The sequence below is a fragment of the Prauserella flavalba genome (assembly GCF_003202235.1).
GTDB lineage: Bacteria > Actinomycetota > Actinomycetes > Mycobacteriales > Pseudonocardiaceae > Prauserella_A > Prauserella_A flavalba.
In genome coordinates this window covers 226,331-244,195 of record NZ_MASU01000001.1, presented here as the reverse complement: position 1 = coordinate 244,195, position 17,865 = coordinate 226,331, and the positions used below count along the sequence as shown (strand labels likewise).

At 67.7% G+C, this 17,865-nt stretch carries 18 protein-coding genes and 1 tRNA gene; 10 read left to right on the top strand and 9 right to left on the bottom strand.

The genetic code is table 11. The annotated features are described in order from the left end of the window. Window positions 1-11 precede the first annotated feature (11 nt). The 4 genes from BA062_RS01290 (at window position 12) to BA062_RS01275 (ending at window position 3,246) form a co-directional block, all read left to right on the top strand. Entirely contained in the window at window positions 12-1,271 is a 1,260-nt protein-coding gene (locus tag BA062_RS01290) for a WXG100 family type VII secretion target (RefSeq protein WP_110334146.1), read from the top strand. A gap of 9 nt (window positions 1,272-1,280) precedes the next feature. Continuing rightward, window positions 1,281-1,904, top strand: a complete 624-nt coding sequence (locus BA062_RS01285) for a hypothetical protein (protein ID WP_245959621.1) — start codon at window positions 1,281-1,283, stop codon at window positions 1,902-1,904. 220 nt (window positions 1,905-2,124) lie between these two features. Continuing rightward, the gene (locus tag BA062_RS01280; RefSeq protein ID WP_110334145.1) at window positions 2,125-2,592 is read left to right on the top strand and encodes a hypothetical protein; all 468 of its coding nucleotides are present in this window, start codon (window positions 2,125-2,127) and stop codon (window positions 2,590-2,592) included. A 183-nt stretch (window positions 2,593-2,775) separates the two neighbouring features. Then, window positions 2,776-3,246 carry a hypothetical protein gene (locus BA062_RS01275; RefSeq protein ID WP_168213851.1) on the top strand — a complete coding sequence of 157 codons (471 nt, stop codon included), beginning with the start codon at window positions 2,776-2,778 and terminating at the stop codon, window positions 3,244-3,246. 68 nt (window positions 3,247-3,314) lie between these two features. Here BA062_RS01275 and BA062_RS01270 read toward each other — a convergent pair whose 3' ends face one another. From BA062_RS01270 to BA062_RS01260, 3 genes are all read right to left on the bottom strand, one after another. Beyond that, a complete protein-coding gene (locus tag BA062_RS01270) occupies window positions 3,315-4,520 on the bottom strand; it encodes a cytochrome P450 (protein WP_110334144.1) in 1,206 nt (401 codons plus the stop codon). A gap of 64 nt (window positions 4,521-4,584) precedes the next feature. Beyond that, window positions 4,585-4,836, bottom strand: coding sequence for a hypothetical protein (locus BA062_RS01265; protein WP_110334143.1), 252 nt, complete (start codon window positions 4,834-4,836; stop codon window positions 4,585-4,587). A 433-nt stretch (window positions 4,837-5,269) separates the two neighbouring features. Beyond that, window positions 5,270-6,157 carry a hypothetical protein gene (locus BA062_RS01260; RefSeq protein WP_146239984.1) on the bottom strand — a complete coding sequence of 296 codons (888 nt, stop codon included), beginning with the start codon at window positions 6,155-6,157 and terminating at the stop codon, window positions 5,270-5,272. A gap of 226 nt (window positions 6,158-6,383) precedes the next feature. On the opposite strand from BA062_RS01260, the gene BA062_RS01255 reads away from it, so the two are divergent. From BA062_RS01255 to BA062_RS01245, 3 genes are read left to right on the top strand one after another with little or no spacing between them, the layout of a single operon-like run. Further along, window positions 6,384-7,109, top strand: a complete 726-nt coding sequence (locus BA062_RS01255) for a replication initiator (RefSeq protein ID WP_342768875.1) — start codon at window positions 6,384-6,386, stop codon at window positions 7,107-7,109. Window positions 7,110-7,124: 15 nt separating this feature from the next. After that, window positions 7,125-7,343: a helix-turn-helix domain-containing protein gene (locus BA062_RS01250; RefSeq protein ID WP_110334140.1), complete on the top strand. Its 219-nt coding sequence runs from the start codon at window positions 7,125-7,127 to the stop codon at window positions 7,341-7,343. Then, complete coding sequence (locus BA062_RS01245) at window positions 7,343-8,542, top strand: tyrosine-type recombinase/integrase (RefSeq protein WP_110334139.1); 1,200 nt, start codon at window positions 7,343-7,345, stop codon at window positions 8,540-8,542. Before BA062_RS01250 ends, BA062_RS01245 begins: the two co-directional genes overlap by 1 nt. A gap of 94 nt (window positions 8,543-8,636) precedes the next feature. On the opposite strand, the gene BA062_RS01240 is transcribed toward BA062_RS01245, so the two are convergent. Continuing rightward, window positions 8,637-8,707: transfer RNA gene (locus tag BA062_RS01240), tRNA-Gly, on the bottom strand. A 120-nt stretch (window positions 8,708-8,827) separates the two neighbouring features. Here BA062_RS01240 and BA062_RS01235 point away from each other — a divergent pair. The 3 genes from BA062_RS01235 to BA062_RS41270 all read left to right on the top strand — a co-directional run bounded on the left by BA062_RS01235 (window position 8,828) and on the right by BA062_RS41270 (window position 11,546). Then, a complete protein-coding gene (locus BA062_RS01235) occupies window positions 8,828-10,063 on the top strand; it encodes an oxygenase MpaB family protein (protein ID WP_110334138.1) in 1,236 nt (411 codons plus the stop codon). Window positions 10,064-10,082: 19 nt separating this feature from the next. Beyond that, window positions 10,083-10,664, top strand: coding sequence for a dCTP deaminase (dcd, locus tag BA062_RS01230; protein WP_110334137.1), 582 nt, complete (start codon window positions 10,083-10,085; stop codon window positions 10,662-10,664). A 120-nt stretch (window positions 10,665-10,784) separates the two neighbouring features. Next, the gene (locus BA062_RS41270) at window positions 10,785-11,546 is read left to right on the top strand and encodes a CAP domain-containing protein (protein WP_110334136.1); all 762 of its coding nucleotides are present in this window, start codon (window positions 10,785-10,787) and stop codon (window positions 11,544-11,546) included. Here the strand turns inward: BA062_RS41270 and BA062_RS01220 are convergent. The 5 genes from BA062_RS01220 to BA062_RS01200 all read right to left on the bottom strand — a co-directional run bounded on the left by BA062_RS01220 (window position 11,543) and on the right by BA062_RS01200 (window position 17,742). Continuing rightward, entirely contained in the window at window positions 11,543-12,307 is a 765-nt protein-coding gene (locus tag BA062_RS01220) for a crotonase/enoyl-CoA hydratase family protein (protein ID WP_210406727.1), read from the bottom strand. The two genes, BA062_RS41270 and BA062_RS01220, sit on opposite strands and share 4 nt — an antisense overlap. Continuing rightward, entirely contained in the window at window positions 12,298-13,923 is a 1,626-nt protein-coding gene (locus BA062_RS01215) for an acyl-CoA dehydrogenase family protein (RefSeq protein WP_110334135.1), read from the bottom strand. Before BA062_RS01215 ends, BA062_RS01220 begins: the two co-directional genes overlap by 10 nt. Further along, on the bottom strand, window positions 13,907-14,512 hold the full coding sequence (locus BA062_RS01210) for a TetR/AcrR family transcriptional regulator (protein ID WP_110334134.1): 606 nt from the start codon (window positions 14,510-14,512) through the stop codon (window positions 13,907-13,909). The genes BA062_RS01215 and BA062_RS01210 overlap by 17 nt, the downstream gene beginning before the upstream one ends. 50 nt (window positions 14,513-14,562) lie before the next feature. After that, window positions 14,563-15,309 (bottom strand): DUF742 domain-containing protein, encoded by a 747-nt coding sequence (locus tag BA062_RS40430; protein WP_245959620.1) that lies wholly within the window; start codon window positions 15,307-15,309, stop codon window positions 14,563-14,565. Window positions 15,310-15,453: 144 nt separating this feature from the next. Next, window positions 15,454-17,742, bottom strand: coding sequence for a (Fe-S)-binding protein (locus BA062_RS01200; protein WP_110334133.1), 2,289 nt, complete (start codon window positions 17,740-17,742; stop codon window positions 15,454-15,456). Window positions 17,743-17,865: the final 123 nt, after the last annotated feature.

Genomic DNA, 17,865 nt, shown 5'->3' with positions numbered 1-17,865 from the left:
CTGGGGGAACAATGCCGATCGATACCGAGATCAAGTCGGATGCGGCGAGCATCCGCGCGGTGGCGCAGTGGTTGTCGGTCCGAGCAGGCGAGGCACACGGAACGGGCTCGCAGGTTTATGGAGCCCGCGGTGACTCGGAGTCGACGTGGACCGGGCCAGCGTCTGACGGCTTCCGGTCGACGATGACCCGGTTCGGTCAGCAGATCGATGACCTGGTCGGTGACCTCAACGGCACCACCGCCGCCCTGAACTCGCACGCCGACGACGTCGACACTGCGAAGTCGCGGATGGCGCAGGCACTCGAGATCGCCCGCGCGGGCGGCCTGACCGTCAACGGCCACGTCATTCAGGAACCCGGGCCGGCACCGGCCGCTCCGGCTCCCCTGCCCACCGACAAGGAACCCACGCCACGTCAGCAGCAGATCCACGACCAAGCGACGCAAGCGCAGTCCGCTCACGCGCAGCAGGTCAAGGCGTATGTCGAGGCCGAACGCGTTGCGACCCCGGCGCGGCAGCGCTTCATCGATTCGCAGAACACCTTCGTCAAGTTCGCGAAGGGATATGCGGAAAAGGCGCCGATCAACATTGCCGACATCTCGACCGGGCTGGCGGGCGCCGTCGCACAGCGCACGAGCAACTTCCGAGCTGCGGCGAGGGCGATGGATCCGGCGATCGAGCGAGCCGCGGCCTATGCCAAGAGCGGCCGGACGAGCCCGTTCGCGCAGGTCCGCGCCGACGCCTTGGAGATCGAGCGGCGACTCGCCAAACAAGCAGAGCTCAACAAGGCGGTCGCCACGCGAACGGCCCGCATGGTCGACAGGCTGCCGGACAGCGCGAAAAGATTCCTCAATCTAGGAATGGATTTCAATAAAGCCGCCAAGCCCATCGGAAACAGCGTTCTGCGCGGCGCAGCAAAGGCGGGCAGTAAGCTCCCAGTTGTTGGAGGGCTTATTACCGCCGCTGGAGTCGGATTCGACATCAGCACTGGTAAGGATCCGACGACGGCGGTTGTCTCTGGCGTCGGCGGCTTCGTTGCCGGTTCGCTGGCCACTGCGGGCGTTGCCGCCGCTGGTGGGCCGGTAGGCTGGGCCGTGGCAGGTGGTGCGCTGGTTTCAGCGGGAGTCGGTTTTGCCATTGAGGAGTGGGGCGACGACATTGTCGACGCCGCAAGTGGCGCCGTGGATTGGGCGGGAGATCGTCTTTCTGACGCAGGCAACGCGATCGGCAAGGCGGGAAAGGCGGCCGGTGACTTCTTTGGCGACTTGTTCTAGGGGGTGCTGATGGATATAGCGAATCTTCCCCCGAAACCTGATCTTCAGTCCGGCGAGCCACGCCCTCCAGGCGCACCGCTGGATCCGAATAACAGCAAGCCTGGCCGTCGTCGTGAATCCGCGATCTCGAAGGCTCCTCAGCCCCCAGCTGGTGAGGGCAGGTTGCTTGAATGGTTTTACCCCGACCGCTCGACGCGTTTCATTGCCGGACTGTTCGGATCACTCGTCGTACTTGCGGTCTACGTGATCAGAGACTGGGGATTTAGCTGGATCGGAAACATCTGGCTGTGGCTGATCGCGCTTCCATGGCCCTTCGTCTTCTTGCTCGCTGGACGAAATGAGCGGATGTCAGCTGGCGCGGACTGGCTGGCGTACGGAAAGGACGTCTTCGTGAAGACGTACGAATTGACGTCGGTAAAGGTCTTTATTGATGGTCCAGCGCCTGCAATTGAGATGCTAGACAGGCACGGTGCGGGGCTCCGGGTAAAAACCTTTGTACTGCAGCAGAACCACGAATTGTGGGACCTGGTGTACAACGGTATCTTGCATTCGGTGCATGTGGGCGGGGCGGAGACCAACAAGCGTGCGAGGGACTACCTCTTGCTCGAATTCCCGCCCCACCTGCGCGCCTAAGCTGTTCGGTTCCGTGTCGTAAAGGAGAATAGCAGAGAGGGTGGATACCGCTAGCCTTCCTCCGAAACCCGACCTGTGGACGGGCGAGCCGCGCCCTCCGCGTGCTCCGCTGGATTGGGAGGGTGTCAAGCCCGGTCGTCGCCAGAAAGCCGGGATCTCGAAGGTCATGCAGCCGCCTCCCGGCGAAGGGAGAATCCTCGAATGGTTCTACCCTGATCGCATGGGCCGCTTGATGGCGGGTATTACCTTGACCCTGATAGGCGTTGTTTTTTGCGTCATCCGAGAGGCCGGGTTCGGCTGGATCGTGTACTGGTGGATTTGGCTGATATTGTCGCCCTGGCCGTTCGTGTTCCTGCTGACCGGGCGTACTGGAAGAATGTCCGCTGGGGCGGATTGGCTCGGCATCGGAAAGGGTATCTTCATCAAGACCTATGACCTGACGGCCGTCAAAGTCTTTGTCGACGGCGCCGCGCACGTCATCGATATGACCGATAAGCACGGTGGGTCGGTGCGTGTGAAGACTTTTGCCTTGCAGCAGAACCAGGAACTATGGGACCTGGTCTACAACGGGATCCTGCATTCGGTGCATGTGGGTGGGGCCCAGACCAACAAGCGTGCGAGGGACTACCTGTTGTTGGACTTCCCGCCCCATCTTCGCAATCGGCAAGGCGGGCAAGGCTGTCGGTGACTTTTTCGGCGACCACTTCTAGGTGTGCAAATGGACATCGCGAGTCTTCCCCCGAAGCCCGACCCAGAAACGGGAGAACCGCGCCCGCCAAGTGCCCCGGTGGAGCCGGAAAGCACAAAACCTGGCGAGCGTCGAGAGTCGGCGATATCGAAGATACCATCCCCGCCTGACGGTGAGGGGCGAATGCTGGAATGGTTCTACCCCGATCGCACCGGTCGTGTCGTGACCGGCTTGTTCCTGAGTTTAGTGGCAATCGTGGCCTATACGCTAATGGACTGGGGGTTTTCGTGGGTTGAGAATCCCTGGTTGTGGCTGCTCGTCGTGCCTTGGCCGTTCATTCTCCTGGCCACTGGCGGAAACTACCGAACGGCGGCTGGGGCTGATTGGCTGATCTACGGAAAGAACGGATTCGTCAAGACTTACGAACTCAAGTCTGTCAAAGTCCATATCGAAGGTCCCGTCCATGCGATCGACCTTGAGGACCGTAATGGTAGAGGCCTCCGGGTCAAGCTTCACGCCCTCCAAGAAAACCGGCAACTATGGGACCTGGTTTACAACGGGATCTTGCATTCGGTACATGTGGGTGGGGCGGAGACCAACAAGCGTGCGAGGGACTACCTCCTACTCGACTTCCCGCCTCACCTGCGGGCTTGAGGCAACGTCGTGCGAGCTGCGCGACGGTACGCGCCGCGCTGCGGTCGACCACGCCGGAGATTAGCCCGTCAGCCGCCGGCGAGGTGGACGGGAAGTGTGCGGACCGAGCGGAGCAACTCCGAGCGCACCCACGACACCTCGTCGGCGGGCACCGCGAGCGCGATGCCGGGGTACCGGCGCAGCAGAGCTCCGATACCGGTCGCCAAGGCGCTGCGTGCGTGGTGCGTGCCGGGGCAGTAATGCCTGCCCGCGCCGAACGCGAGGTGCGCGGCGGCGTCCCGGTCCAGGTCGAGGCAGTGCGGGTCCGGGTAGACCGTCGCGTCGTGGTTGGCGGCGCCCAGTGCGAAGACCACCAGGTCGCCCTCGGCGATGTGCTGACCGCCCAGCTCGAGGTCCTCGGTGGCGCAGCGCTGGGCGCTCACGTTGTGCGGTCCGGCGAAGCGGAGAAGCTCGTCGATCGCGGCGCCCGTGCGTTCCGGCCGATCCCGCAACAACCGGAGCTGCTCGGGATGCGTCAGCAAGGCGTACACCGCGGTCGCCAGGAAGCTGACGACCGTCTCCACCGTGATCATGACGAAGATCAGGCAGGCCCGCACCAGCGACTCACGATCGGCCGTCCCGGCCTTGCCCGCGAGCGCTGACACGATGTCGTCGGCCTCCTGCCTGCGCCTCGCCGCCACGAGGTCGCCGAGCAGCGCGGACACGCGTTGCCGAGCCGCGGCTCGTGTGTCTGCGGAATCGGACCCGAGCCATGCTGACACCCACGCGCCGAACTCAGCCAGCGCGTCAGGGGCGACGCCGAGCAGGCTGCCGGACACCCGGGTTGCGAACGGCATGCTGTACGACGCCAGCAGATCCACCGGCCCGACCGCTCCCGCGAGGCCGTCGAGGAGTTCCTCCGCGATGGCGGCGACCCGCGGCGCGTGCCGTGCCGCATGGCGACCGGAGAGCGTGTCCTTTACGACCTCGCGCACCTCATAGGTGAACGAGCGCATGAACGCCGTCAGCTCCCGCAGTGCCGCTTCGGCGCCAGGGCCGTCCTCCACGCCGTGTTCGGAGCGCTGGCGCACGCGGGCCGCGGCGAGCAGATCGGGGTCCTTGGACAGCCGGGTGTCGCGGAGGCCGGAGCGAATCTCGTCGGATCCGACCACGAGCCAGTAGCGGGCGCCGTCGCGCGTGCGCAGGACATGCACCGGCCCCCGCGCCCGCAGCTCGTCGAAACGCGGGAAGGGGTCACGGACGAAGTCGTCGTCGACCCGCAGCAGCGCGGTCACCGGGAGCTCTCCGGAACCCGGCCGCGGACTGCTCGGCTGACCGCGCCACTGCCGGTCATCGTGCTCAGTCCGCCATCGCGCGCGAACGTGCGGTGACCAGCTCGGTCACCGAGGCGTGCTCACGGACCTCGATCGCCGGGGCGACGACCGACGCCGCCACGCCGCCGATGGTGGCGACGTCGGTGGTGCCGATGATGCCGATCCCGGTGACGACCTCCGTGATCGTCCCTGTTGTGGCGTTCGGCTCGGACATCAAGCCGATCGGGCCCCGTGCGGTGGCGGGAATCGTGGACGCGGCGAGTGCGATGGTGCTCATTCGTGCTCCATTTCGTCCGGTGGTTGATGGTGCGGGCGACGGCCGTCGACGGCAGACCCCCACGAGCGACGGTGGCAGACGGAGAGGTGTGCCGGCATCAGTCGATTCACTGATGCGCCCGAGGTGCGGGTCCGGCCGACCGCGGCTGGCTTGTCCACAAAGGACACCACTGGTCGAGGTGGCCGACATGATGGTGGAAGTGATCGCCACAAGCGGAAGGCCCGCTTCCCGTGATCGGGAGGCGGGCCTTCTGAGCTGCGCAAACTTGCTTGGAGCGGATGACGGGAATCGAACCCGCGTTCTCAGGCTGGGAACCAGCGTGATCATGCTGGAAAGCGGCCCTGACCTGCGGGCGAGTATGTGCGCGGGGTGCCCTTGTTGACCGCGGTTGACCGCTGCTAATGGCACGCTGTTGGCACGGTTCTCTCGCAGGCTAATGTCCGGGGCCTGTCTGCCTGCGCAGCCTGTTCCGGACACTGTTGGGGTCGTTGTCTAAGTACTGCTCGAGCTCATCGGCATCGAGCGCCTGCGCCCTCAGCGCTTCAAACTTCGCCTGCTCTTCGTCCCAATCGCGGTCCAGATGACTCCAGTCGGCCTCGCGGGCAACGGCTTCGGCAAGTTCCTTCAAATCCTTTCGCCACTCCACGGGCATGACTGCCGGGTCGGCCAACGCGTTCATGAACGTGAAGCAGACAAATACCGTCTCCATCGCTATCTCATGGAGTGCATTGGCCGCGTGTTCAGCGTCGTACTGTGGCACGAGCTGCGGCCATATATTCTTTGTTTCCTCCGAATATACGAGTGGGATACACCCGCGTGCGGTAGGGTGATGGATCTGGCTCGATTGCTCGTAAAACTGGCTGTATGGCGAGTCTTTAATGGGAATACCGGGAGCTGTGAACTTCTGCACGTATTGGCGAACTTCATTGTCTTTGATCCACCGCTCGTCACTGAGCCAAATATCGGCCTTGGCCGGTTCACGCGCGAGGTAGCGGGCCATGCTGGACGACTCATAGACGTCGCGTACGTAGACCCTGGCCTCCAGTACGAAACCGGATGTCGCGAGCATGGCTGCAACGCGGATTGCCCGGAAAGAACGGGTGTAGCAGGCGATTGAGGCTAGTTCGTTCGACGTCAACGGACCCGCGTGCATACTTCTGGTCGCTTCTTCGATCGCGTACGCGAGTAAGTCGAGCCCTATTTCGATGTGCACGGTGCTCTCGCGCGCACGCTGGTCTTGGCTGACCTTGTCAAGATGTTCCAAACATCCGCGCCAGACCCACGGCGGCGGCATCTTCTCGGATTCTTCCGCAGAATTCATGGTGGTATGTCGTGGCTCTGGGCTCTGGCGTTACTCGAATACTCCTTCCCATCCCCTTCGCCCCTGCCGGTCCTCTGCGCCGTGGTGGTCGTGTCAAGGGTGAGCGCAGCTCATCGCGGAGCGACGCCGTAGGCGCCCTTGATGCGGGCGGCTCGGCGTAAGACGATCACCGGGCGAGAAGGGGACTCCCGAGGTGACTCGCTGGTGCCAAGGGCGTCGCTGGTTGGTGGCGTGCGGCGGATGCGCCGGGGCCGCCGGCCGGAGCGTCAGCGGGAGGCCGGGCGGTCCCCGGCGGCGGCGCGCGGAGCGCGCCGCTCTTGACCCCGAGGCCGAGCCCGCGCACGTGGTGCGGTTCGGCACGGGCGGTATCGACATCCAGGGCGTTAACGCTGGGACGGACAAGGCCGGGCGCTGCCTCGGCTACCTGGTGAAGTACCTGACCAAGGAGCTGGACGCCTGCTACGAGCCCGACACCGACGCCCAGCGGGCGCACCTGGATCGGCTCGCCGACGCGCTGCGCTGGGAGCCGTGCTCGGAGTCGTGCGCTAACTGGCTGCTCTACGGCATCCAGCCCGCCGAGCCGAGTAAGGGCCTGGTGCCGGGGGCGTGCAAGGGCAAGGCTCATCGGCCCGCCAACCTCGGTTACCGGGGCCGTCGCTGCCTCGTCTCGCGCAAGTGGTCCGGGCGCAACCTCACCGAACACCGCGCCGAACGTCGCGAGCACGTCATGAAGGTCCTCGGCGCGGTCGGTGCCCGGCCGGAGCTCGACACCTCCGACGACCCGGACGGGACCCGCTACCAGTGGGTGCCGATCCCGCGTGACGACCCGAACCAGCCCGACCGCACGCAACTCCTGCTGCACTCCATCGCCCAGCAACGCCGCTGGAAGCAGCAGTACCAGGAGGCCAGACACGCCGCCGAAGTTTCGGCAACCGACCAGACCGCAGCCTGAGGGGGAGTGACGCCGATGGAGGCCAAGTACCTCAACGTGCAACAGGCCGCCGAGTACCTCAACACCTCGGTGCGCTTCATCCGCCGACTCGTCGCCGAACGCCGCATCGCCTTCCACAAGGCCGGGGCACACGTCCGCCTGGCCGTGGCCGACCTGGAGGCGTTCATGCAGGCCGGACGCGTCGAGCCGATCACGCGCACCTCCGTCCTGCGTGACTTGCGGGGTGCTGCCTGATGCCGAACAAGAAGGGACGCCGAGGTTTCGGCAACGTGCGTAAGCTGCCCTCGGGTCGCTGGCAGGCGCGCTATCCCGGGCCAGACGGCCAGATGAGGAACGCTCCGCAGACGTTCGAGACCAAGAGGGCCGCCGAACGCTGGTTGTCTGTCACCGAAAGCCAGCTCATGCAGGGCGAGTGGATTGACCCTGAACGGGCACGGGTGACCCTCGGCGAGTATGCCGAGCGCTGGATCATCCAGCGTCCCGGCTTGCGGCCGAGGACGGTTGAGCTGTACCGCTGGCTGCTCCGCACGCACATCGATGCGGGGCTTGGCGGTGTCGAGTTGGGCAAGCTGTCGACGGCTGTCATTCGGCAATGGCGGGCCGATCGGCTGGCGGCTGGTGTCTCGGAGTCGGTGACCGCCAAGGCGTACCGGTTCCTGCGGGCGGTTCTCAACACCGCTGTGGATGAGGACAAGATCATGCAGCGCAACCCGTGCCGTATTCGCGGTGCCGACCGCGAGAATCCGGCCGAGCGTCCGGTGCTCAGTGTGGCGCAGGTCTTCGACCTGGCCGGCCGAATGCCCGACCGGTTTCGGGCGCTCGTGCTGCTCGCCGCGTTCGCCTCGCTGCGGTGGGGTGAGGTCACGGCGCTTCGACGGTGCGACGTGGCTGACGATGCGAGCTGGGTGCGGATCACGCGCGCTCTTGTCGAGGTACCGGGTCGTGGTCTGATCGCCGGGCCGCCGAAGTCACGTGCTGGGGTTCGTGAGTTGACTCTTCCGGCCGCGATCCGTCCCGACGTGCTGCGGCACCTGGAGACGTACGTCGGGTCTGATCCCATGTCGCTGTTGTTCGCCGGCGTTCGGGACGGCAACGCGGTGCGTCGGCCCAACTTCAACCAGCGGGTCAAGTGGACCAAGGTCGTCGCGGACATGGGGCTCGCTGGGCTCCACTTCCACGACCTCCGGCACGCCAGGAACATCTGGGCGTCCAAGGCTGGGACGTCGACCAATGACCTGATGGCGCGGATGGGCCACGACGACATGCGTGCCGCGTTGATCTATCAGCGGGCTACGAGCGATGCCGACGAGCGAATCGCGGATCGGTTGTCGGAGCTGGTGGATAAGCACCGCGACGGCGTGGCGGACACCACGGACGGCGACGAGGACGAGCCTGATGACGGCGATTCCGGGCAACCGGTTCCGGTCGGCTAATGGCACGTTAATGGCACGCGAGCCAAGTTGATCTCGAAACGACGAAGGCCCAGGTCCGAAGTGGACAACTTCTGACCTGGGCCTTCGATACGAGAGCGGATGACGGGAATCGAACCCGCGTTCTCAGCTTGGGAAGCTGATGTTCTACCATTGAACTACATCCGCAGAGCACCGAAAGCATACACGGTGCCGATCTCTTGCCTACCACCGGCTTCCCCTTCTTGACTACTTCGGCGCCAAGTGACAACACTTGTTGTCTGAAGTCGGCGCGGGTAGGTGAGTGCGATGGCGGACGAGCGGTTGCCGGATCCTGAGTTGCTGCGGCAGGGCGGGTTTCGGCTCGCCACCAGGTTCCTCGCACCCGGGGACCTGCGGGGTACCGAGCGGCAGGTTCGGCGGTTGCGCGAGTTCGCACAGGCCGAGGATCCCCTCGCCGACGCCGTCGTCGCCATGATCGACGAGCTGCCCGCAGGGGAGGGCAGGCGGCTGTTCGAGCGGGCGTTGCTGCACGGCATCGCCGACCTCGACGATCCGCCCGCCCCCTTGAAGGCGTTCTTCCGGGACGTCGAGGCCACGCCCTACTGGGTCGACCAGGAACGGATCGAGCGGGGTGCTCGCGCCATCGCCCGCACCGGCATCCTCGGCCTGTTCCCCCTTGGCGACATGTCGCTCATGGGTGGGTACCTCGCGTCCAGGGCGACGAAGTCGCTGGTCGGCACCGGAGCCATCGAGCGGACCGCGAGCAGGCGCCTCGTCGAGACCGCCAACTGGTGGATCGACGTCACCACTCCCGGCGCGCTGCGTCCCTGCGCGCACGGCTACGCCTCCGCCCTGCGCGTGCGGCTCGTCCACGCCCACGTCCGCGCCGCCATGAACCGCCGCTCCGACTGGGACTACGTCGCCTGGGACCGGCCCGTCAACCAGGTGCAGACCGTCGGCACGCTGCTGCTCTTCTCCCTCGTCTACGTGCTCGGCATGCAGCTGCTGGGCGTCCGCTACACCGAGCGCGAGCGCGCCGACATCCTCCACCTCTGGCGCTACGTCGGCTGGCTCATGGGCGTGGACGAGGAGATCCTGCCCGCCACCGAGGAGGACGCCTGGCGTCTGCTGTGGCTGCTCGCGACCACCGAGTTCATCCCCGACGACGACTCGAAGCGTCTCGCCGCCGCGCTGCTGGCCTCGCACGCCGAGGTCGGCGCCGGGCGCGGGACCGTCGGCAAGGTGCTGTCCCACGTCTCGGTTCGCGTCCATTCCTCGATCAGCCGCCTCGTGCTGGGCAGGACCAACGCCGACTTCCTCGGGCTGCCGAACGATCCCATCGCGCAGGGGGTGGTGCTGGCCGCGGCGGCGACGAACTTCGCCGCCGAGACCGTGCGCCGGTGGGTGCCCGGCGCCACGGTGCTGCAGGAGCGGATCGGCGACGCCGGCAGGCGGCGGTACGCGGAGCGCCTCGGCAAGATCTTCCGCGTCGACACCACCTACGCGCGGCACATGCGCACCGAGAGCCAGACCGCGGCCTGAGCCCGGATAGGGTGGGCGCGTGCTACTGAGTGATCGCGACCTCCGCAAAGAGCTCGATTCCGGGCGGCTCGGGGTGGAGCCCTTCACCCCGAAGATGCTTCAGCCGTCGAGTATCGACGTGCGGCTCGATCGCTTCTTCCGCGTGTTCGACAACACGAAGTACACGCACATCGACCCGCAGCTGCAGCAGGACGAGCTGACCTCGCTCGTCGAGAAGGACGGCGAGGACCCGTTCGTGCTGCACCCCGGCGAGTTCGTGCTCGGCTCCACGTTCGAGCTGTTCACGCTGCCGGACGACCTCGCGGGCCGGCTCGAGGGCAAGTCGTCGCTCGGCCGCCTCGGGCTGCTCACCCATTCCACCGCGGGGTTCATCGACCCCGGGTTCACCGGGCACATCACGCTCGAGCTGTCGAACGTGGCGAACCTCCCCATCACGCTCTGGCCCGGAATGAAGATCGGCCAGCTGTGCCTGTTCCGGCTCACCAGCGCCGCCGAGTTCCCCTATGGTTCCGCCGAGGCAGGCTCGCGCTACCAGGGACAACGGGGCCCGACGCCGAGTCGTGCGTACAAGAACTTCGACCGGATCGACACACGTCGCTGAAAGAGCCACGCCAGGTTACAACACAAATGCGGTGCAGATAACGGTTCAGTAACTCACGCTTTGGTGGTAGCTTCCGCTCTTGTGCCTACCCCGAGTTCACGAATTCGATCACTTTTAGTGATGTTCAGTGTGCTCGTGGGTGTCGCGGTTGCGGCGGGTGGTCACCTGTTGTGGTTGCGTCCGCCGGGCGGCGAATCCCCCGTCGCTCTGCCCGACAGATCCGCGGACGATCCCTTCAACGGTTCCATCCGACGTTCCGGCCCCAACCCGGCCTCGTCGGCTCCGGTCACCGAGTCGACATCGGCGGCGCCCACGCAGCCATCGAGCACGTCCCCCGAAACGCAACAGTCCCCGCCCACCAGCGAGCAGACGACCGAATCCCCCACCTTGGACTCCCCGTCCTCCAGCGAGTCGTCGAGCTCCCAGCAGGACCAACCCGACCCGACCACTACCACCGACCCCGGAACCACCTCCCAGAGCTCCCGCACCGAGTCGTCCTCCGGTGGCAGCTCGCCCTCGTCGACGGCGAGGGTGGTCGACCTGGTCAACGACGAGCGCGCCGACGCAGGCTGCCCGGCCGTCACCGTCGACAGCAGGCTGACCAGGGCCGCGCAGAAGCACAGCGACGACATGGCCCGGCGCGAGTACCTCTCGCACACCTCGCCGGACGGCAGGACCTTCGACGAGCGGATCCGCGACGAGGGCTACCCCAGGCCCGCGGCGGAGAACATCGCGATGGGCCTGTCGAGTCCGGAGGCCGTCATGGACGCGTGGATGTCCTCTGACGGCCACCGCCGCAACATCCTGAACTGCGACATCACCACCATCGGGGTCGGTGTGAACTCCGACGGCTGGTACTGGACGCAGAACTTCGGCTACTAGAAGGCGCCGTGTCGTCCGGCGCCGGAGGCGAACCGGCGGGCCCCGTCGAGCGCCCCGGCGCCGAGCGACACGAAGCCGTGCCGCAGCTCGCCCGACATGGCCTCCTCCTCGGTGAGGCCGTCCTGTTCCAGCAGCGACAGCCGGTCCTCGCGCAGGCAGACCTGGGGGAACTCGGCGAGCTGGGCGGCGAGCTCCTCCGCGGCCGCGCGCGCCTGCCCGGTGGGTACGACGCGGTTGGCGAGGCCCATCGCGAGCGCCTCCCGCGCGGGCACCGGGCGGCCGGTGAGCACCAGGTCCAGGGCCCGGCTGGTGCCGATGAGCCTCGGTAGCCGCACGGTGCCGCCGTCGATCAGCGGCACGCCCCAGCGCCGGCAGAACACCCCGAACACGGCGTCCTCCTCGGCCACGCGCAGGTCGCACCACAGCGCGAGCTCCAGCCCGCCCGCCACCGCGTATCCGGAGACGGCCGCGATCACCGGTTTGCCGAGGCGGAGCCGGGTCGGGCCCATCGGGCCGTCGCCGTCCTCTGTCACCTGGTTCGACTGGGGCGTGCCGAGCGCCTTGAGGTCGGCGCCCGCGCAGAACGTCCCGCCCTCGCCCCACAGCACGGCCACGTGCGCGCTGTCGTCGGCGTCGAACTCGCGGAACGCCTCCGCCAGCGCCGCCGCGGTCGGGCCGTCGACGGCGTTGCGCGCCTGTGGCCTGCTCAGCACCACGGTGGTGACGGCGCCGTCGCGCTCCACCCACACGCTCACGGCCACACCCTCGCGGTGATGGCGTGGGTGTCGACGCCGGTGGGCAGGGTGCCGAAGGCGATGCCCCAGTCGCCGCCGAGGCGGGAGGCGCAGAACGCGTCGGCGACGGCCTTGTCGCCGTGGCGCACGAGCAGCGAGCCCTGGAACACCAGCGCCAGCAGCTCGACCACCCGCCGCGCGCGGAACTCGACGTCGGAAAGGTCGGCCAGTTCCTTGCGCACCCGGCCGATCGCGTCGTCGAGCCGGGGGTCGGCCCCCTCGGCCCGCTCGACCTCGGTGAAGAACGCCTCGACGGAGTCCGGCTGCCTCCCCATCGCCCGCAGCGCGTCGAGCGCGGCGACGTTGCCGGAGCCCTCCCAGATCGAGGACAACGGCGACTCGCGGAAGAGCCTCGGCATGCCGGACTCCTCGACGTAGCCGTTGCCGCCGAGGCACTCCAGCGCCTCGGCCGCGTGCGCGGGCGCGCGTTTGCACACCCAGTACTTCGTCACCGCGAGCGCGAGCCGCCGCAGCGCCTCCTCCTGCCGGTCGCCCGCCGCGGCGCGTTCGCTCGCGCCCGCCAGCCGCAGCGCCGCCACCGTCGCCGCCTCCGACTCGACGGCGAGGTCGGCGAGCACGTTGGTCATCAGCGGCTGCCGGTCGAGCGCCTGGCCGAACGTGTGCCGGTGCCGCGCGTGGTGCGCCGCCCGCACGGCGCCGTAGCGCATGCCTGCCGCGCCGCCGATGACACAGTCGAGCCGCGTGTTGTTGACCATCTCGATGATCGTGCGGACGCCGCGGCCCTCCTCGCCGACGAGCCAGCCCATCGCTTCGTCGTACTCGATCTCGGCCGAGGCGTTGGAGCGGTTGCCGAGCTTGTCCTTGAGTCGCTGCAGGTGAATGCGGTTGCGGGTGCCGTCGGGCAGCACGCGCGGCAGCAGGAAGCAGGACAGCCCGCCGGGCGCCTGCGCGAGCGTGAGGAACACGTCCGACATCGGCGCCGACGTGAACCACTTGTGCCCGGTGAGCACGTAGCCGCCGTCCCCCGTCGGCCGTGCGGTGGTGGTGTTGGCCCGCACGTCGGAGCCGCCCTGCTTCTCGGTCATCGACATGCCGGCGATGAGTCCGCGCTTGGTGCTCGGCTCTCGCAGACCGAAGTCGTAGACGCTCGCGGCGAGCAGCGGCTCGTAGGTTGCGGCCAGGTCGGGGTTGTGCCGCAGCGCGGGCACCGCCGAGTAGGTCATCGAGATCGGGCAAGTGTGGCCCGCCTCGATCTGGCTCCAGACGTAGAACTTCGCCGCGCGGGCCACGTGCGCGCCGGGCCGGTCCTGTCGCCACGGCGCCGCGTGCAGCCCGTGCGAGACGGCGACGTCCATCAGGTCGTGCCAGTGCGGGTGGAACTCCACCTCGTCGATGCGGTTGCCGACGCGGTCGTGGGTACGCAGCTTCGGCGGGTTCTCGTTGACGAGCCTGCCCCAGTCCTGCACCCGCTCGGTGCCCGCGAGCACGCCGAGCTCGTGCACCTCGGCCTCGGCCCAGCCCGCCCCTTCGCGGCGCAGGCCCTCCAGCAGCGTGGGGTCCTCGGCGAGGTCGTGGCCCGCCAGCATTGGCACCTGGTTGGTGACCTCATGGGTGGGTGGCATCTGTCGCTCCTAGCGCGCGAAGGGTGAACGTGCACAGCTCGGACACGGCGTCCGTGCTGTCGGAGGTGAGCGGGCCGGTCAGCACCTCGGCACCCGCTCCGATGATGGCGGCGGCGGTGATGTCGGCGTCCTGCGGCGGGAGCACCCCGGTGCGGACGCCCTCGGCGACCCGGCGGGCCACGACGTCGCGGAAGGCGCGGCGGAAGACCAGCCGCTGCTCCTCCACCGGCGCGTCGACCGGTTCGGCGAGCAGCGCGTAGGCCAGCCGCGGGGCTTTGAGCGCCCTGCTCGCGAACGTCTCCACCACGGCGACCACCCGTTCCGGCACCGTGCCGGGCTGTTCCGCGGCCAGCTCGACGGCCTCGACCTCGCGCGTCACCACGAGCTGGAACAGCTCGGCGACCAGCTCGGCCTTGCCGGGGAAGTGCCGGTAGACGCTGCCCGTGGCCACGCCTGCCTGTGCCGCGACGGCGGCCATCGAGCATCCGGCGTAGCCGCGCTCGGCGAGCAGCTCGATGGCGGCGTCGAGGATCGCGGCCCGCTGGGAGTCCATGCGGGCCTGGATCCGAGGAGTGCGCCGGTACACCACGCAAAGAAGTGAAGCACTGATTCACTTCTTCAGGCAAGCGTCAGTGCCGGTTAGAGGTTGTGCAGCCCTTCGAGCACGCGCTGCATCAGGTTGTAGTCGGGGCGACCCGCGTAGCCCGACGTGCTGCTGTGGACGTGGACCAGCCCGGCCTCGGCCAGGTCGCTCAGGATCACCCTGGCGACGCCGAGCGGCACCGAGAGCAGCGCGGCGACCTCGGCAACCGACCGCGGCTCCATGCACAGCCTGCGCACCGCCTGGTATTCGGAGCTGAGCTGCTCGGCACCCCACGGGGCGTCCGGGATGGTGGAGATCAGGGTTTCGACCGCGAGGTCCTGGCGGGCCTGCGTGCGACCCCGCGTGAGCACGTACGGCCGCACCCGTAGCCGGTGCTCCTCCATCGGGTCGACGCGGTCATCGGCGCCGTCCGCGGTGGCGAACACGCGTTCGCTGCGTGGCGGCGGCTTCCCGGGCGGAGCGGCACGAGAAGGGCGCTCGGGGCGCTCGGGTTCGGGTGGCGCTTGCGGTGCGGCAGGCGGCTCGGGCTCCGGCTCCCGCGCGGACTCCCCTTCCTCCCTCGCCAGCTTCTCCAGCCGGGAGGCCGAGGGAAACCGGCCGCCCGTGTAGCCGACCCGCGTCGACTTCCGGTCCTTGCGCTTGCGCTTCGGCTTCTCCTCGACGGGCTCGGGCTCGTCGTCACCGAACCGGGAGCGCTGGCGGGAGGACGGGAAGCGCGCACCGGTGGGACCGACGTCGCCGCCGTCGGTCGTTTCCGGTTCGTCGTCGCCGGGGGTACCCATGCCCACGCTTGTCCGCCCTGCCTGCAGATGTCATGCAGATCTCGCCTGCCTCGCGGGCAACGTCGACTGCGAGGATGGACCATGCTACTCGGCATGTCCACCACCACGCCTGCTTAGCGGCACCCCCGGCCGCGACTCATCCGGTTACTTGTCCTCCTCGGCCTGTGCGGTACCCGTCGGCGCCTCGTCGGTCGGCACGTCGGCGCGGCCGTCGGCCTCGGCCTCCCCGCCGCTCGTGGCGGCGCCGACCGGCACCGGCACCTTCTGCTCGTCGCGCTTCACCGCGGAGAGCAGCAGCTGGGCGACGTCGACGACCTCCACCTTCTCGCTCGCCTTGCCGTCGTTCTGCCGCGACGTGACGCCGTCGGTGAGCATCACGCGGCAGAACGGGCAGCCGGTCGCGATCTTGGAGGGCGCGGTGCCGAGCGCCTCGTCCACGCGCTCGACGTTGATCCGCTTGCCGATGCGCTCCTCCATCCACATGCGCGCACCGCCAGCACCACAGCACATGGACCGGTCGCCGTGCCTCGGCATCTCCCGCAGCGCCGCGCCGGACGCGCCCACGAGCTCACGCGGCGCCTCGTACACCTTGTTGTGCCTGCCCAGGTAGCACGGGTCGTGATAGGTGACGTCCTCGGCGATCGGCGCCACCGGGGTGAGCCGCTTCTCCCGCACGAGCCGGTTGAGCAGCTGCGTGTGGTGCACGACCTCGTAGTTGCCGCCGAGGTCCGGGTACTCGTTGGCGAGGGTGTTGAAGCAGTGCGCACAGGTCACGACGATCTTGCGCTTGGCCTGTTCGACATCCTCGAACACCGAGTTGAGCACCTCGACGTTCTGCTGCGCGAGCATCTGGAACACGAACTCGTTGCCCGCACGCCGCGCCGGGTCACCGGTGCAGGTCTCCTCGGGGCCGAGCACCGTGTACTTGACGCCCGCGATGTGCAGCAGCTCGGCCACGGCGCGGGTGGTCTTCTTCGCGCGGTCCTCGAACGCACCGGCGCAGCCGACCCAGAACAGGTACTCGCTGTCGCCGAAGTCGCCGTCGAACACGGGCACCTCGAAGTCGAGGTCGTCCGCCCAGGCCATGCGGTCCTTGGCGTTCTGGCCCCACGGGTTGCCCTTGTTCTCCAGGTTCTTGAACATCGTGTTCAGCTCGGTCGGGAAGTTCGACTCGATCATCACCTGGTAGCGGCGCATGTCGACGATGTGGTCGACGTGCTCGATGTCCACGGGGCACTGCTCGACGCACGCGCCGCAGGTGGTGCACGACCAGAGCACGTCGGGGTCGATCACGCCGCCGTCGTCCCCGATCAGCGCGCGGTCGGCCTCGGCGATGGCCAGCACGTCGATGCCCGCGTACGGGTTGTCGCCGGTGAGGCCCACCTCGTCACCCGCCATGTCCTTCTTGCCGCCCGCGAGCAGGTACGGCGCCTTGGCGTAGGCGTGGTCGCGCAGCTGCGTGATCACCAGCTTCGGCGACAGCGGCTTGCCGGTGTTCCACGCGGGGCACTGCGACTGGCAGCGGCCGCACTCGGTGCACGTGGAGAAGTCGAGCCAGCCCTTCCAGCTGAAGTCCTCGACCTTGCCGACGCCGAAGGTGTCCTCGTCGGGGTCGGCCTCCTCGAGGTCGATCGGCTTGCCGCCGCTCATCATCGGCTTGAGCTTCCCGAGCGCGACGCCGCCGTCGTCCTCGCGCTTGAAGTAGATGTTGAAGAACGCGCTGAACCGGTGCCAGGCGACGCCCATCGTGAGGGTGGTGCCCACGACGTAGAGCCAGATCATGCCGGAGAGCAGCTTGATCAGCGCCATGATCGACACGGCCGCCGTGCTCGTGGGCAGCAGCTCGGCGAGCGGCTGGGTGACGAAGCTCGACCACAGTGCCGGGTCCTCGATGCCGCTGGCGATCTTGAACGCCTTGACCCCGAGGATGCCGATGCCCTCGATGATCACCACGGCTTCGACGAAGTAGGCCTGCTTGAAGTTGGAGCCCGCGAACCGGGACTGCCGGTCGGCCCTGCGCGGGTGGTTGGCCTGCCGGATGATCGCCAGCGCGATGCCGCCGACCACGGTGCCGAGGCCGAGCAGTTCCAGCAGTAGCTGCCAGGGCTCCCAGTGCCCGATGATGGGCCACGCGAAGTGCGGGTTGAAGGTCTCCCCATATGCCTCGAACAGCGCGAGCGAGCCGAGGAGGAAGCCCCACATCACCAGCCAGTGCCAGGGCCCGACGTGGCGGAGCTTGTTCATCCTCGTGTGCGCCGCGAACTCCTTGATCAGGGTGTTCAGGCGCGGCACGAACGGACCGTTGCGCGTCGCGTCCGGCTGACCGAGTCGGATGATCCGTATCTGGCGCAGGACGCCGGCGACGAACACACCCCAAGCGACAACACTGACGGCAACGCCGATCACGCCGAGCGTGATCTGCAATGCACCCATGATCGGGCCTTTCGGTTCGGGACTTCGCGGTGGGTTTCGGGAGCCTAACCCTTCTTACTGATCAGTAATCGATGTCGCGGCACGAAGTCCCACTGATGTGGTGGAAAACTCGCTACTATTGGG

Bases quoted from the DNA above. Each gene is read 5' to 3' on its own strand.
- BA062_RS01250 (WP_110334140.1), top strand. From the start codon at position 7,125: ATGGAGGCCAAGTACCTCAACGTGCAACAGGCCGCCGAGTACCTCAAC.
- BA062_RS01260 (WP_146239984.1), bottom strand. From the start codon at position 6,157: ATGAATTCTGCGGAAGAATCCGAGAAGATGCCGCCGCCGTGGGTCTGG.
- BA062_RS01290 (WP_110334146.1), top strand. From the start codon at position 12: ATGCCGATCGATACCGAGATCAAGTCGGATGCGGCGAGCATCCGCGCG.
- BA062_RS01245 (WP_110334139.1), top strand. From the start codon at position 7,343: ATGCCGAACAAGAAGGGACGCCGAGGTTTCGGCAACGTGCGTAAGCTG.
- BA062_RS01235 (WP_110334138.1), top strand. From the start codon at position 8,828: ATGGCGGACGAGCGGTTGCCGGATCCTGAGTTGCTGCGGCAGGGCGGG.
- BA062_RS01200 (WP_110334133.1), bottom strand. From the start codon at position 17,742: ATGGGTGCATTGCAGATCACGCTCGGCGTGATCGGCGTTGCCGTCAGT.
- BA062_RS01285 (WP_245959621.1), top strand. From the start codon at position 1,281: ATGGATATAGCGAATCTTCCCCCGAAACCTGATCTTCAGTCCGGCGAG.
- BA062_RS01215 (WP_110334135.1), bottom strand. From the start codon at position 13,923: ATGCCACCCACCCATGAGGTCACCAACCAGGTGCCAATGCTGGCGGGC.
- BA062_RS01275 (WP_168213851.1), top strand. From the start codon at position 2,776: ATGCTGGAATGGTTCTACCCCGATCGCACCGGTCGTGTCGTGACCGGC.
- BA062_RS01280 (WP_110334145.1), top strand. From the start codon at position 2,125: ATGGGCCGCTTGATGGCGGGTATTACCTTGACCCTGATAGGCGTTGTT.
- BA062_RS01265 (WP_110334143.1), bottom strand. From the start codon at position 4,836: ATGAGCACCATCGCACTCGCCGCGTCCACGATTCCCGCCACCGCACGG.
- BA062_RS40430 (WP_245959620.1), bottom strand. From the start codon at position 15,309: ATGGGTACCCCCGGCGACGACGAACCGGAAACGACCGACGGCGGCGAC.
- BA062_RS41270 (WP_110334136.1), top strand. From the start codon at position 10,785: ATGTTCAGTGTGCTCGTGGGTGTCGCGGTTGCGGCGGGTGGTCACCTG.